This window comes from Mesorhizobium sp. C416B, assembly GCF_030323165.1.
In the GTDB taxonomy this organism is placed as follows: domain Bacteria; phylum Pseudomonadota; class Alphaproteobacteria; order Rhizobiales; family Rhizobiaceae; genus Mesorhizobium.
Genome location: NZ_CP100471.1, coordinates 3,478,087 through 3,492,450 on the forward strand (window position 1 = coordinate 3,478,087; position 14,364 = coordinate 3,492,450).

At 64.1% G+C, this 14,364-nt stretch carries 13 protein-coding genes; 4 read left to right on the forward strand and 9 right to left on the reverse strand.

Translation table 11 applies throughout. The features are described 5' to 3' along the window. Positions 1-3: 3 nt before the first annotated feature. A complete protein-coding gene (locus tag NLY43_RS16830; RefSeq protein ID WP_023683559.1) occupies positions 4-867 on the reverse strand; it encodes an FAD binding domain-containing protein in 864 nt (287 codons plus the stop codon). 281 nt (positions 868-1,148) lie between these two features. Here NLY43_RS16830 and pncA point away from each other — a divergent pair, with 281 nt between their 5' ends. Beyond that, on the forward strand, positions 1,149-1,763 hold the full coding sequence (pncA, locus tag NLY43_RS16835; RefSeq protein ID WP_023683560.1) for a bifunctional nicotinamidase/pyrazinamidase: 615 nt from the start codon (positions 1,149-1,151) through the stop codon (positions 1,761-1,763). An 85-nt stretch (positions 1,764-1,848) separates the two neighbouring features. After that, entirely contained in the window at positions 1,849-3,216 is a 1,368-nt protein-coding gene (locus NLY43_RS16840; protein ID WP_050589743.1) for a sodium:proton antiporter, read from the forward strand. Here NLY43_RS16840 and NLY43_RS16845 read toward each other — a convergent pair whose 3' ends face one another. From NLY43_RS16845 to gcvA, 8 genes are all read right to left on the reverse strand, one after another. Beyond that, positions 3,217-3,954 carry an ABC transporter ATP-binding protein gene (locus NLY43_RS16845; protein WP_023683562.1) on the reverse strand — a complete coding sequence of 246 codons (738 nt, stop codon included), beginning with the start codon at positions 3,952-3,954 and terminating at the stop codon, positions 3,217-3,219. Next, complete coding sequence (locus NLY43_RS16850) at positions 3,951-4,676, reverse strand: ABC transporter ATP-binding protein (RefSeq protein WP_023683563.1); 726 nt, start codon at positions 4,674-4,676, stop codon at positions 3,951-3,953. The genes NLY43_RS16845 and NLY43_RS16850 overlap by 4 nt, the downstream gene beginning before the upstream one ends. After that, positions 4,673-5,635: a branched-chain amino acid ABC transporter permease gene (locus tag NLY43_RS16855; protein ID WP_023683564.1), complete on the reverse strand. Its 963-nt coding sequence runs from the start codon at positions 5,633-5,635 to the stop codon at positions 4,673-4,675. Before NLY43_RS16855 ends, NLY43_RS16850 begins: the two co-directional genes overlap by 4 nt. Then, positions 5,632-6,513, reverse strand: a complete 882-nt coding sequence (locus tag NLY43_RS16860) for a branched-chain amino acid ABC transporter permease (protein ID WP_023683565.1) — start codon at positions 6,511-6,513, stop codon at positions 5,632-5,634. Before NLY43_RS16860 ends, NLY43_RS16855 begins: the two co-directional genes overlap by 4 nt. Before the next feature lie 159 nt (positions 6,514-6,672). Next, a complete protein-coding gene (locus NLY43_RS16865) occupies positions 6,673-7,977 on the reverse strand; it encodes an ABC transporter substrate-binding protein (protein WP_023683566.1) in 1,305 nt (434 codons plus the stop codon). A 152-nt stretch (positions 7,978-8,129) separates the two neighbouring features. Next, complete coding sequence (locus NLY43_RS16870) at positions 8,130-9,572, reverse strand: hypothetical protein (protein WP_023711353.1); 1,443 nt, start codon at positions 9,570-9,572, stop codon at positions 8,130-8,132. A 191-nt stretch (positions 9,573-9,763) separates the two neighbouring features. After that, the gene (gene pncB, locus NLY43_RS16875; RefSeq protein ID WP_023683568.1) at positions 9,764-11,068 is read right to left on the reverse strand and encodes a nicotinate phosphoribosyltransferase; all 1,305 of its coding nucleotides are present in this window, start codon (positions 11,066-11,068) and stop codon (positions 9,764-9,766) included. Between the two features lie 169 nt (positions 11,069-11,237). Continuing rightward, positions 11,238-12,206, reverse strand: coding sequence for a transcriptional regulator GcvA (gcvA, locus tag NLY43_RS16880; protein WP_023671280.1), 969 nt, complete (start codon positions 12,204-12,206; stop codon positions 11,238-11,240). Positions 12,207-12,418: 212 nt separating this feature from the next. Here gcvA and speB point away from each other — a divergent pair, with 212 nt between their 5' ends. Together speB and NLY43_RS16890 are read left to right on the forward strand one after the other, a co-directional pair. After that, positions 12,419-13,480 carry an agmatinase gene (speB, locus tag NLY43_RS16885; protein WP_023711354.1) on the forward strand — a complete coding sequence of 354 codons (1,062 nt, stop codon included), beginning with the start codon at positions 12,419-12,421 and terminating at the stop codon, positions 13,478-13,480. Positions 13,481-13,563: 83 nt separating this feature from the next. Further along, entirely contained in the window at positions 13,564-14,358 is a 795-nt protein-coding gene (locus NLY43_RS16890) for a transporter substrate-binding domain-containing protein (RefSeq protein WP_023711355.1), read from the forward strand. Positions 14,359-14,364 lie beyond the last annotated feature (6 nt).

Consider the following 14,364-nt stretch of genomic DNA (forward strand, 5'->3'; position numbering starts at 1 on the left):
GGCTCATGCCGCCACCATGCTGTTGTCGTTCGTCAGTCCGCAAGCCCTCAGCACGGCGCGGGCGACAAGCTCGCGCGCTGCGTCGAGCCGGTATTCGGCGCTGCCGCGCACGTCGGCAATCGGCGAGAGCTCGGCCATCGGCGCGGACAGGAGCGCATCGGCGAGTGCCGGGCCGACAGGCTTGCCCACCAGCACGGCTTCGACAGCGGCGAGCCGCTTGGCCACGGCCGAGCAGGACCCGACCGCGACAGCGGCTTCCATGACCATGCCATCCTCGGCAACGAGGCGCGCCGCCACCATGGCGATGGAGATGACGAGGTAGCGCCGCGCACCGAGCTTGACGAAGGCCGACGTGCCGGTGGCCCTGGGCTTCGGCACCCGGATGGCGGTAACCAGCTCGCCCGGTAGCAGCGCGGTGCGGCGGTTGCCGAGAATGAACTCCTGCAGCGGCAGATGACGCGTCCCGGCTGCAGAGCGCAGCTCGACCTCGGCGTCCAGCACCAGCAGTCCCGGAACGCCATCGGCGGCAGGCGAAGCATTGCAGAGATTGCCGGCGATCGAGGCGACATTCTGGATCTGCAGGGAGCCCACTTCGCGCGCGGCCTGCTTCAGCGCATCGAAAGCCGCCGGCAATGGATGGCGGACAAGGTCGGTCCAGGTGGTGCGGGCGCCCAAAACCCAATGGGTTTCGGTCTCGGCAATGCCGCGCAGCGAGTGCAGGCCGTTAATATCGAGAACATTGTCGCGGAACGGTTTGGCGCCCTGCGCTGGATAGAAATCGGTGCCGCCGGCAAGCACGCGCCAGGCGCCCTCGCCCAGCAGAGCGAGCGCCTCGTCGAGCGTGGTGGGTTTCGCGTAACGGATCACGCTTTGCCTTCCAAAAAAATCGGCCTTCCCATTGGGGCCTTCAAAGGTGGGGACTTCCCGAACCCGCCAGTGTCTGATCAGGCCAAATTCATTCGTATGCAAATGATATCAAGCTGGCGGAAATTGTCAAAGCCGGAGTTTAAGGGAACCCGGCCGCCAAGCATTTCTTACGCTTGCAGAGGTTGACGCAGGCGGCCATCCGGTCAAGTTTCAGCATCCGGTCGCATCAGCGGCGTATTTCACTCGATCCCCCGTTCGAGACGTAGAAGAGGAGAGGCGCCATGGCCGACGAAGCGCTTGTTGTCATCGACCTGCAAAACGACTTCTGCCCCGGCGGCGCACTGGCGGTTGCCGGCGGCGACGAAATCGTGCCGCTGGTCAACGATCTGATTCGGCATGCCGAGCATGTCGTGCTGACGCAGGACTGGCACCCGGCCGGACATTCGAGCTTTGCCTCCAGCCATCCGGGGGCGCAGCCCTTTAGCGCGATCGAGATGCCCTATGGGCCGCAGACGCTGTGGCCGGACCATTGCATCCAGGGCAGCCTCGGCTCGGATTTTCACTCGGGGCTCGCCTGGACCAAGGCCGAGCTGGTGATCCGCAAGGGATTTCGCCCTGATATCGACAGCTACTCCGCCTTCTTCGAGAACGACCACAAGACGCCGACGGGGCTCGCCGGCTACCTCAAGGAGCGCAGCATCGACAGTGTGACCCTGGTTGGCCTGGCGACCGACTTCTGCGTTGCCTTTTCGGCCCTCGACGCGGTCAAGCAAGGCTTCAAGACGACGGTGCGGCTCGACGCGTGCCGCGGCATCGATCTAAACGGTTCGGTCGAGGCGATGCTGAAGAGGATGCGCGATGCCGGGGTGAAGCTCGAAGACCCGATCTCGGAGTGACTGGATCGTGACGCATCGAGGGGGCTGCACACAGTTGGGGAAGGCTTTCGCGGCAGGTGTACTCGCTTCCGCTGTGTCTCCGCAAATGGCCTTCGCGGCCGAGGCCCGCGGCCTGCCCGATGCTGCCATGTCGCTGTGGTGGGCGCTGCCTTTCGCCGGCCTGCTGCTCTCGATCGCCACCGGACCGCTGCTGTTCCACTATGTCTGGGAGCATCATTACGGCAAGATCGCCGCCGGCTGGGCAGCGCTGGCGGTCATCCCGCTGATGGTTGCATTCGGCGTTCCGGTAGCCGGTGAAGCCGTGCTGCACACGCTGCTCACCGAATACATGTCCTTCATTATCCTGCTGTTCGCGCTCTACACCATTTCGGGCGGCATCCTTGTCGCCGGCAACATCCATGGCACGCCGCTGGTCAATGCCGGGCTGCTGCTCGTCGGGGCGATGCTGGCCTCGGTGATCGGCACCACCGGCGCCTCGATGATCCTGATCCGGCCGATGCTGCGCGCCAACGACAACCGGCAGTTCAACGCCCATGTCGTCATCTTCTTCATCTTCCTGGTGTCCAACATCGGCGGCTCGTTGACGCCCTTGGGCGACCCGCCATTGTTCGTCGGCTTCCTGCGCGGCGTCGACTTCTTCTGGACGTCGGCGAACCTCTGGCGCGAGACGCTGTTTACCGGCGGCCTGGTGCTGCTTGTCTTCCTGGCCATCGACATCATGCTGCATCGCCGTGAAGGCGGCGCGCCGAAGATCAAGGATCCGACGCCGGATACGAAGGTGCGCCTTCGCGGCCTGGCCAATCTGCCGCTGCTGGCCGGCGTCATTGCCGCGATCCTGCTGTCGGCAGCGTGGAAGCCGGGCGTGAGCTTTTCAGTGCTGGGCGTGAGCCTCGAACTGCAGAACCTGGCGCGCGACGCCATTATCCTGGGGCTCGCCGGACTGTCGCTTGTCGTGTCACTCAAGAGCCATCTCGAGGCCAACGGCTTCACCTGGGGCCCGATCGCGGAGGTGGCGAAACTGTTTGCTGGCATCTTCATCTGCATCGTGCCGGTCATTGCCATCCTTCGCGCCGGCCATGACGGCGCGCTGGCGCCGCTGGTCGCGCTGGTGACGTCACCCACCGGGCAGCCCAATGATCTCGCCTATTTCTGGCTGACCGGCGGGCTGTCGTCCTTCCTCGACAATGCGCCGACCTATCTGGTGTTCTTCGAACTCGCAGGCGGCGACGCGCGGCACCTGATGACGGAGGCGGCCTCGACGCTGGCCGCGATCTCGGCCGGCGCGGTGTTCATGGGGGCCAACACCTATATCGGCAATGCACCCAACTTCATGGTCTACGCCATCGCCCGACACCGCGGTGTGAAGATGCCGGGCTTCTTCGGCTACATGGCATGGTCAGGGCTGGTGCTGATCCCGATCTTTTTGATCGCCGGGTTCCTGTTTTTCGGCTGATCAGCCGACGCCGACATAGCGCCTGACTGCCGATGGGTCGGCGCGCAATTGCTCGACATCGACGGTCTCGCGGTTGCGGCCGTTTTCGATGAAGCAGACGCGGTCGGCGACCGACAGCACGGCGTCGACGCGCTGTTCGACCAGAATGGTGGAGACACCTAGCTCACGCAGCTTCACCACCGTCTCGCGGATCTTGGCGATCATCGACGGCATCAGCCCTTCGGTCGGCTCGTCTAGCAACAGCACCTGCGGCTCCAGACAAAGCGCGCGGGCCATGGCCAGCATCTGCTGTTCGCCACCGGACAAAGTGCCGGAGCGCTGCCGCAGCCGCTGGCGCAGCAGCGGGAAGAGGTCGAGCACGCTCTCGCGCGTCGCTCTTCCCTTGCCGCGCGCCATCAGGCCGATCTCGATGTTTTCCGCCACCGTCATCTCGGCGAACAGCCGCCTGCCCTGGGGCACATAGGCGACGCCGGCCTTGGGCACCTCATGCGCCGCCAGGCCGGTCAACTCCTTGCCGGCGAGCCGGATCGAACCGGCGCTCGACCGAACCAGCCCCATGATCGCTTTCAGCGTCGTCGTCTTGCCGGCGCCGTTGCGACCGAACAGGCACAGCACCTCGCCCTTGTTGAGCACTAGGTCGAGCCCATAGAGCACCTGAACCTCGCCATAGAAGCAGTCGAGCCTGGAGATAGTCAGCGCTTCAGTCTCGTGGGCTTCAGTCTTGGGGGCTTCGCTCATGGCGCCGTCCCCAGATAGGCTTCCTGCACCTGTGTGTTGGCGCGAACCTGTTCGGGCGTGCCTTCGGCCAGGATCCTGCCGGCGTTGAAGACCGTGATGCGGTCGGCCAGCTGCATGACGACAGGCATGTTGTGCTCGATCAAAAGCACGGTGGCGCTCTTGGCGATCTCGCGCACCAGTTCGATGAAATTGTCGATCTCGCTGTCGGCCAGCCCTTGCGTCGGCTCGTCGAGGATCAAAAGCCGCGGCTTCAGCGCCAGGCCCATTGCCACTTCCAGCAGGCGCTGATGGCCGTAGGAAAGCTGGCCGGCCGGCATATGGGCGCGGCCGGCCAGTCCGGTGCGTTCCAGCGCGGCCATGACGCCGGTGCGCACCGCACCTTTCGAGCGGGCATCGGTCAGCGTGCGCTGCACCGGCAGCGCGACATTATCGTAGGCAGAGAGGTTGGCGAAGACGCTGGTGATCTGGAAGGTGTAGGCGATGCCCCGGCGCACCCTGAGATAGGCCGGCTGGCTGGTGATGTCGGCGCCGTCGAAGACGATCATGCCGGACGATGGCTGAATGCGGCCGCTGACCAGGCTGACGAAGGTGGTTTTGCCAGCGCCATTGGGACCGATGACGGCGCGGATCTCGCCCGGCATCAGCTGAAAATCGACACCGTCGACGGCGCGCAGGCCGCCGAAACTGCGCGCCAGGCCTTTGGTGGTCAGCAACGGCATCATGGCAGCCACCCGAGCCAGCGCTGGCGGATGGTGCCCAGAATGCCTTTGGGGAAAAACAGCACCAGCAGGATGAGCGCAATACCGACGATCAGGAGATAGGCGGAGGTGTAGCCGCTGGCGGTGTCGATGACATAGTACATGAACACCGTGCCGAGCAGCGCGCCCAGCGTCGTGGCGGCGCCGCCGAGCAGTACCCAGAGCAGCGGCAGGATGGAATACTGCACCGAGGCAAAGCTCGAGCCGACATAGCCGAACAGCAGCGCATAGGCCGCACCCGAGGCGGCGCAGATGGTGCCGGAGACGACGACGGCGATCAGCTTGTTGGAGAAGGTGTCGTAGCCCAGCATTTTCGTGCGCTCCTCGTTCTCGCGCACCGCGACCAGCACGCGGCCATAGCGGGAGCGGACGATGGCGAGGGTGATCAGCAGCACGACCGAGAACAGCGCCAGCGCGCTCATGTAGCGCACGGTCGGGTTGGTGAGGTCGAGCGATGTCGAGCCGAAGGCCAGAACCCGCGCCGGCTGCGGCACCACCAGACCCTGGTCGCCGCCGGTCCAGGCGGCGAAATAGAGGATGGTGAGGTAAAACACCTGCGCGAACATCATGGTGACGATCATGAAGGCGACGCCGGTGGTGCGCAGCGCCAGCAGGCCGATCACAAGTGCCAGCAGCGCGCCGCAGGCGATACCGGCGAGGAAAGCCAAAGGCACGCTCCAGCCGAGATGGATGACGGCGAGACCAGCGCCATAGAGCCCGGCGGCGAAGAACATGGCGTGGCCGAGGCTGAGCAGGCCGACATAGCCGAACAGCATGTTGTAGCCCATGGCGAACACCGCCAGCACCATGATGCGGGCGAGCAGGCCGTGATGATAATCCGGCAGGACGAAGCTCAGGGCGAACAGCAGCGCGATGGCGCCGATATGCAATGCATACGCTTTTGCCGGCGAAGCTTCGCTCATCGCGGCGCCTGCCCGAACAGGCCTTGCGGCCTGAACACCAGCACCATGGCCACCAGCAGCGTGGCTATGATCTTGGCCAAAGTCGGCGAGAAGAACACCGAGATGATGCCATCGGACAGGCCGATCAGCACGGCGGCAACGACGGTGCCGCGCAGCGAGCCGAGGCCGCCGATGATGACGACGATGAAGGACAACAGCAGCGGGTCCTGCCCCATCAGGTAGTGCGCCTGACTGATCGGCACGATCAGCACGGCGGCGATGGCCGCCAGCATGGCGCCGAGCGCGAAGACGCCGGCATAGACGCGGGCGACCGGAATGCCGAAGGCCTGCGCCGTCTCGCTGTCATATTGGGTGGCGCGCATGATGAGGCCGATCTTGGTGCGCGTCAGCACCAGCCAGGTGGCGATGAGCAGAAGGGCCGAAGCGGCAATGATCGACAGCTTGTAGCCGGAATAGCCGAACCAGGGCAAAAGGATGCGGTAGCTGAAGGGCGGCTCCACCGGGCGGGCTTCCGGGCCATAGAAGCTCAACGCCAGCTGCTGGATGATGTAGAGCATGCCGATCGTGGCGACGATGGTGGCTTCCGGATTGTAATTGAGCCGCCGCAGCACAAGCCGCTCGGCTACCAGCGCAATGGCGCCGACAATCAGCGGCGCAATCACCAGCGCCGCCAGGAAGCCGAGCGTGGGATGGCCGGGTATCGCCGTCGAGATCGCCCAGGCCAGCACCGCGCCCAGCATGAAGAACTCGCCATGGGCGACGTTGACGACGCGCATGACGCCGAACACCAGCGACAGCCCAAGCGCCGTCAGCGCCAGCACGGCTGAGGTGACAAGGCCTTCGAGGGCGGCGAGGAGGAGATGGGGTCCGAAATGCATTCAGGGCGCCCTTACCCTCCCCTTGTGGGGAGGGTGACCGCGCAGCGGTCGGGTGGGGGTTGGGCACGGGCCGTCGCGACCCCCACCCCGTCTCGCAAGCTTCGCAAAAGTGCGAAGCTTGCGTGCCGACCCTCCCCACAAGGGGGAGGGTAAGGCGCCTCACAGCGCCTGCGTCGTATAATCCCCTTCGGCCTCGTAAAGCCCGTCCTCGATCTTGGTCTTGTGGACGACATTCAGCTTGCCACCTTCGACCTTGGAGATGTTCTGGATGCCAAAACACTGGTGGATCTTGCCGTTGAAGGTCTTCGGCCCCTGCGGATGCTCCGGCCCTTCGGCGAATTCGGTCAGCGCCTCGGTCGCCTCGACCAGCTTGGCGCGGTCTTCCAGGCCCTTGTAGCCGGCGTCTTCCATCGCCTTCTTGACGACATAGAGCGTCTCCCAGCAGCCGAACATGTGGGCGGCGGTGGAGACGTCCTTGGGGTCGCCGACGGCAGCGCCATTTTCGTCGATGCCAACGGCGGCGCGGTAGGCTTTCTGCGCGGCCGAGTCATTGGCCTGGGCATAGCGCGGCGAGCCTTCCCAGAAATGGCTGCCGTCCAGGAATTCGAGGCCGGGGCTGTTGATGTCGGTGGCTTCGAGCGAATCGATGAAGCCGAACAGCTGCGGCCGGTTGGAGCCGTAGAACTCGCCGAGTTCCTTGACGAAGGTGAGCACGGCCGGGCCGACCATCACGTGGTAGATGACTTCGGTCTCGGCCGGTATCTGCGGGAAGTATTTCGTAAAAGACGACTCTGTCGGCGGGATGGCGATCTGGGCGATGACCTCGGCGCCTTGCGCCTTCAGCGCCGGCGGCAGGTAGTCGCGATGGTCGTAGCCGAAGGCGAAATCCGGGAAGATCTGCGTCACCTTCTTGCCGGCATTGGCCGCGATCCATGGCGCCATCGACTGGATCTGGCTCTTCACATCGGTGATGCCGGGCTGGAAGACGTAGCGGTTGAGCTTGGTCGAAGCGACATGGTGGCCTTCGCTGACGACGAAATAAGGGATCTTGTTTTCGCCGGCGGCCGGCGCCGAGCCGATCACGACATGCGAGAACAGCGTGCCGAAGACGATGTCGGTCTTGTGCTGGGTGGCGAACTTGCCGACCACTTCGGCGCCACGGCCGGGATCGGTGCCGTCATCCTCGATCACCAGTTCGACCGGCCGGCCGTTGATGCCGCCGGCATCGTTGATCGCCTTGACCGCGGCGGCACTGGTCTTTTCGTACCAGCGGCCATAGGCGGCGCCGATGCCGGTGCGGTGCGACTGGAAGCCGATCTTGATTGGCGCCGAACTCTGCGCCTGGCTGTAGCGGACGAAGCCGGGCGCGAGCGTCAGCCCGGCGCCGGCGGCGAGACCTTTCAGCGCGGTGCGGCGGCTAAGGGTGGATTTGGAGAGATCGAAAAACCCATTCTTGTCAGTCACGGCAGTTCCCCTGTTTTTGAGTTTTGACTGTCTGTAACGAGGCAAGGCCACTCCCTTGCAGGAGGGGCAGAAATTGCATGTGTACAAACTAAATCACCAAAGCACAGAGCTTGCAAGCGGGCTTTCCGCAAAGGCATGTTGATCAGCTTGTCTCATCCGGCCGTCGGCGTGGCAAGCAACCACAGGCCGAAGATCGTGTAGGCAATCATCAGCATGGTGAGCGGCAACTGGCTGAGGGCGGCGCGCGATGGCACCTGGTGCAGTCGCCAGGCCAGTCCATGGGCAACGAGCACCGCCAGCATATGGCCGGCGATGATGATGCCGGCCTGCAGGTTCCACAGCCACCAGGCGGAGTGGGCCCCGGCGACGATGCCGGCCTCGATCTGCATGTCGGCGGCGCCGAACAGGTTCCATCCCAGCGCGAACGGGTCGGACAGAGCGGCGATCGCATACTGGCCGTCGACCAGCAGCGCCGTCAGATAGTGCGCGACATGATAGGCGAGCGCGATCGGCACGATCGACCACACCAGCAGCCTGGCGGCCTCGCGGAGGGAATGTCGGCTGCCGGCGAGGCGCTGGCCGAGGATGACGGCCAGCAGGAATGCCGCCGCCAGCAGAACGAAGGTCAGCACGAGGCCGAAGCTGCTAATGCCGATGAGCGCGGTGCGGCCGGGATATTCCAGCGGGTTGATGCCGGACAGGCCGAGCCAGAAGAAGGTTTTCGACAGGCCGTCGAAGGACACCGATGACAGGCTGAGCAGCAGGAAGGCGATACCGCTTGCCGGCAGGGGCGCTGCGCCGAGCAGTTTTGCGCCGGGCCAGCAGAGAGCGAGGCGGCCGTGTTCATCGCGCTCGACGATGGCGAAACGAGCCACCATGGCGAAAAAGATCGTCAGGAATTCGCCGCGCCGGCTCCAATCGCGGTAGCCGAAGGCGAGCATGGCGATGAAGGTAAGCAACCAGTAGAGGCCGGCGGCATAGGCCAGCCGCGCCGGGTCGTCGGGCGCCGGGTCGATCAGCTCGAACCAGGCAAAGGCGAAGAACAGGATAACGGCTGGCCAGCAGCCGAGCCATGAAGGCAAACGCGATTTCTGTCCCTCACCGCCACGAAGCTTGAACAGGCGGCTTACGATCCGCCACGGGCCATACCATGGATTCGGCCACGACCAGACATCGCCGAACAGGCCTTGCGCGATGGCAAGGCCGACCCAGAGCAGCGTCCAGATGGTCAGGGGCAGCGGATTGGAGAGCGGATCGCGGCTGCCGAACAGGCCGGCGGCGATGAGCGTTGCGAAACCGGCAAAGGAGAAGAGGCTGATGATTGTGCGAGGGGTGTCGGCGAATGGGAAGAGCGGCAGGCGGCGGCGCCAGAAGCGGTCGAGGGTTGCGGGTGGCAGCAGGGCGAGGACGAGGAAGCTTACCGCGACGGCAAGCGCGCCGCCGGCGATGTAGTAGCCGGTCGGGAGGAGGAGGACGTGGCCGCGGTCGGAGGCGTGGGCGAAGGCAGGGGTGGGGAGGAGTGTGAGGGTGGTGGTGATAAGGGTTGGCCGGTGACAGCCGCGCTCTACGACGCCCCCCTCTGTCCTGCCGGACATCTCCCCCTCAAGGGGGGAGATTGGCAGTTGCCCTGCCGGCGCTTCCTTTGCAACGTCGGAGATTAGCGAAGGCGGAGATGACGGGGTAATCTCCCCCCTTGCGGGGGAGATGTCCGGCAGGACAGAGGGGGGTGGGCGGCAACTCACGCTATCGCGATTTCCATTTCGTCCAGCAAGGCACCCGCCGACCCTCAAACCTTGACCAGCTGCTCCACGCGGTCCTTCGCCCCAAAAATCCGGAGATAGCGCTCGATCTCCTTCTTGTCGCCCGTCGCTTTCGCCGGATTGTCCGACAGCTTCACCGCCGGCCGGCCATTGGCCTCCGTCACCTTGCAGACCAGCGATATCGCATCCAGGCTGTTGGTTTCGGTCGGCGCGCAGCCTTCGAAATCGTTGGTGAGGTTGGTGCCCCAGCCGAAGGACATGCGCACCTTGCCCTTGAAGTGCCTGTAGGTCTCCTCGATGGTTTCGACCTCGAGACCGTCGGAGAAGATCAGCAGCTTCTGCCTGGGGTCCTTGCCCTTCTCGCGCCACCAGTCGATGATTTTTTCGCCGCCTTCGATCGGCGGCGCGCTGTCGGGGCGGAAGCCGGTCCAGTCGGCGACCCAGTCCGGGGCGTCGCGCAGGAAGGATGCGGTGCCGAAAGCGTCGGGCAGCACGATCAGCAGGTTGCCGCCGTAATAGCGCTGCCAGTCCTGCAGCACCTTGTAGGGCGATTCCTTCAATTCCTTTTCCGACTTGGCAAGGGCGGCAAAAACCATCGGCAATTCATGCGCGTTGGTGCCGAGCGCTTCGAGGTCGTTGTCCATGGCCAGCAGCACGTTCGAGGTGCCGGTGAAGGCTTCGCCAATGCCTTCCTTGAGCGCCTCGACGCACCAGCGCTGCCACAGGAAGGAATGGCGGCGGCGGGTGCCGAAATCGGAGATGCGGATGCCGGGCAGCGCCTTCAAGCGTTCGGTCTTGGCCCACATCTTCCCCTTGGCGCGTGCATAGAGCACGTCAAGCGCGAAGGGACCGAAGGCGCGCATGGCGGCGCGGGAACGAAGCTCATTGATGATCGCCAGCGCCGGGATTTCCCACAGGGTGGTGTACATCCAGGGACCGCTGAAGGAGAGCTCGTACTGACCGTCGCGCTTGGACAGCTCGTAGTCGGGCAGCCGAAAACCTTCCAGCCAGGCGAGGAATTCCGGCTCGAAGATCTGCTTGCGGCCATAGAAATTGTTACCGCCAAGCCAGATCATCTCCTTCTTGGAGAAGCGCAGCGTGCGGGCATGGTCGAGCTGGTCGCGCAATTCGCCTTCGTCGATGTCGTCGGCCAGGCGCACCGAGGTGGTGCGGTTGATCAGCGAAAAGGTGGCGTCGACCTTGGGGTACATGCCCCAGATCATCTGCAGCATCAGAAGCTTGTAGAAATCGGTGTCGAGCAGGCTGCGGACGATCGGGTCCAGCTTCCAGGTGTGGTTGTAGACGCGCCGCGCTATATCGGTTCTTGCCATGTCCTGCCGTCGCCTTCGCTGCTCACGTCTTTCTTACGCAATTCCGGACGGGAAACCGCCGCACAGTTTTCCTGGAATTGCCGGGCAAGAGCTTATTAGCATTGAATTTTTGAAAGCGCCTCCCGCTTTCCGGGCTGGCCCGACAAAAAGCAGCCGCTCAGGTCCAGCCTCAACTCTTGGCGCCCACCACCCGCAGCGCCGGACGCTTCCTGCGGCTGCCGATGCGGCCGGCCACCGGCGCGTCGGCCCGGCTGTCGGCCTGTTCCTTTTCGGCAAACAGCCAGTCGACGAACAATTGCACGATAGGCGCCGAACGCATCTCGTTGCGGCAGACGACGTAGAAATCATCGACCGCCGGCACCGACAGGCTGAACGGCGCCACCAGCAGGCCCCTGGCGAGCAGCATGCTGGCGGTGACGGAATCGCCGAGCGCCACGCCATGTCCGTGCACCGCGGCTTCGATCGCCGTACGGGCGTCGCCGAGATGGTGGCGGCGGCCACGTTCGAGGTCGAGCCCATCGGCGGCGGCCAGCCAGGTGTGCCATTCGCGGCCATCATCGCCATGCAGGATGACATGGCCAGCAAGATCCCGGCAGATGCGGAGCGGCCGGTTGTTGATCAGCGTCGGGCTGACCACCGGGAACAGTTCGAGGCCCGACCATTTGCGCATCCAGCAATCGGTCCAGCTGCCGTCGCCATAGAGCACGCAGACATCGACCTGTGGGGCGCGGATGTCCTTGGGGTCGTTGGACGGGATCAGCGTCAACCTGATATCAGGATATTGCGCCATGAAGCTGCCGAGCCGCGGCGTCATCCACAGAAGCAGCAGCGCCGGCACGCAGGAGACCGACAGCGTACCGGCGCTGGCTGGCCTGGTCATGCGCTGGGTGGCGGCGGCGATGCCGTCGAAGGCGGTCGAGACCGCCGGCAGCAATTCGGCGCCGTGCGGGGTGAGCTTTACCCGCTGTCCGGTGCGTTCGAACAGTTTTACGCCGAGTGATTGCTCGAGCGCCTTGATCTGGTGGCTGATTGCGCCGTGGGTGACGTTGAGCTCACTCGCCGCCTTGGTCAGCGAGGCATGCCGCGCCGTCGCCTCGAAGGCGCGCAAGGGATTCAAGGGGGGCAGACGCTTGGCCATGAGCAACCGGATACTCTGTGAGATTTTCTCACAATCAGCACCGTAACAATATCAATTGATTTTTCAATGCGGCTGCCGGACACTTTGGCAGGTCAACAGCATCAATGACGTGAAATCTACAGGCAGCCAGCGGGACAGCGACCCGGCCGGATGATGGTCAGTTCGCAGATGTCGCCACGGCCGCATGCATCAGCCCGCAGGAGGAGACCGACATGGGTTATGACAGAGGCAAGCTGGAAGCCTTGCGCCGCAAGTATGGCGAGAGCCATGGCGGCGAGATGTTCGACCCGAAGTTCCGCAAGGTCGCCGACAAGATCTTCTCCAAGAGCGGCACCCGACTCGCGCCCTATGCCGGCATCCCGACCTTCCTCGCCGCGCCCTATCGCGAAATCGCAGCCGACAATCCCGATTTCGGCGATTTGCAGGTGGCGATCATCGGCGTGCCGATGGATCTCGGCGTCACCAACCGGCCCGGCTCGCGCTTTGGACCCAGGGCGCTGCGCGCCATCGAGCGCATAGGCCCCTACAATCATGTGCTGGAATGCGCGCCGACGCATGAGCTTCGCGTCGCCGACATCGGCGATACGCCGTTCCGCAGCCGTTACCGGCTGGAGATCAGCCACGAGGATATCGAGCGCCGCACCAACCAGATCGTCGATGCCGGCGTGCTGCCGCTCTCGGTCGGAGGCGACCACTCGATCAGCCATCCGATCCTGAAGGCGGTCGGCAAAAAGGCGCCGGTCGGCATGATCCACATCGACGCTCATTGCGACACAAGCGGGCTGTTCGACATGACCAAGTTCCATCATGGCGGACCGTTCCGCAACGCGGTGCTGGACGGCGTGCTCGACCCCACCCGCACCATCCAGATCGGCATCCGCGGCTCGGCGGAGTATCTGTGGGAGTTCACCTATGAATCCGGCATGACGGTCGTGCATGCCGAAGAGGTGACGGGTCTCGGCATTCCGGCCATCATCGAGAAGGCGCGCAGAATAGTCGGCGACGGCCCGACCTACATTTCCTTCGACGTCGACAGTGTCGATCCGGCCTTCGCGCCGGGTACCGGCACGCCGGAAATAGGCGGCCTGACGACGCGCGAGGTGCTCGAACTGCTGCGCGGCTTGAAAGGTCTCAACATTGTCGGCGGCGATGTCGTCGAGGTGGCGCCGCAATATGACGCGACCACCAACACCGCCCATGTCGGCGCCCAGGTCCTGTTCGAGATCCTGAGCCTGATGGTGTTCAGCCCGGCGATCGCCGGCAAGGGGGCCTGACGGATTTCACATGCAAAGGCGGCCGCCGCGCTGGAGCCGGCGGCCGTTTCCAAAACAAACAAGCTTCCAGAAGGGGAATACCAATGACAATCCAAATGAAATCAACCATCGCCGCCGCGCTGATGCTCGCCGGCCTCGGCTTCGCCGCCCAGGCCAATGCCGACGCCGTCGACGACATCACCAAGGCCGGCGCCATCAATGTCGGCATCTTCTCCGACTTTCCGCCCTTCTCCTCGGCCAGCGCCGATATGAGCATCAAGGGTTACGACGTCGACGTCGCGCAGGCGATCGCCGATTCACTCAAGGTGAAGCTCAATCTGGTCAGCGTCACCGGCCAGAACCGCATCCCGTATCTCACCGACAAGCGCGTCGATATCCTGATGAGCGTCGGCTATTCCAAGGAGCGCGAGGAGGTGATCGATTTCGCCGCCGCCTATGCGCCCTACTACATCGCCGTCATCGGTCCGGCAGCGCTTTCGATCAAAGGCAAGGAAGATCTCGCCGACAAGTCGATCGCCGTCAATCGCGGCACGCTCGAGGATACGTCGTTGACCGAAGCGGCGCCGTCATCGGCCGACATCAAGCGCTTCGACAACTACAATTCCGTCATCCAGGCCTTCATCTCCGGCCAGACCCAGCTGATGGTGGTCGGCAATGATGTCGGCGCCCAGGTGCTGGCCAAGCAGGACGCGCTGAAGCCGGAGCAGAAGTTCCAGCTCTTGACCTCGCCTTCGCATATCGGCCTCAACAAAAAAGAGGACCGGCTGAAGACGGCGGTCAATGATGCGGTTGCCAAGATGCTGGCCAACGGCAAGCTCGACGAGAGCTCGAAGGTCTGGCTGAAGACGCCGCTCAATCCCGACAACCTCAAGGATTGAGTTCTC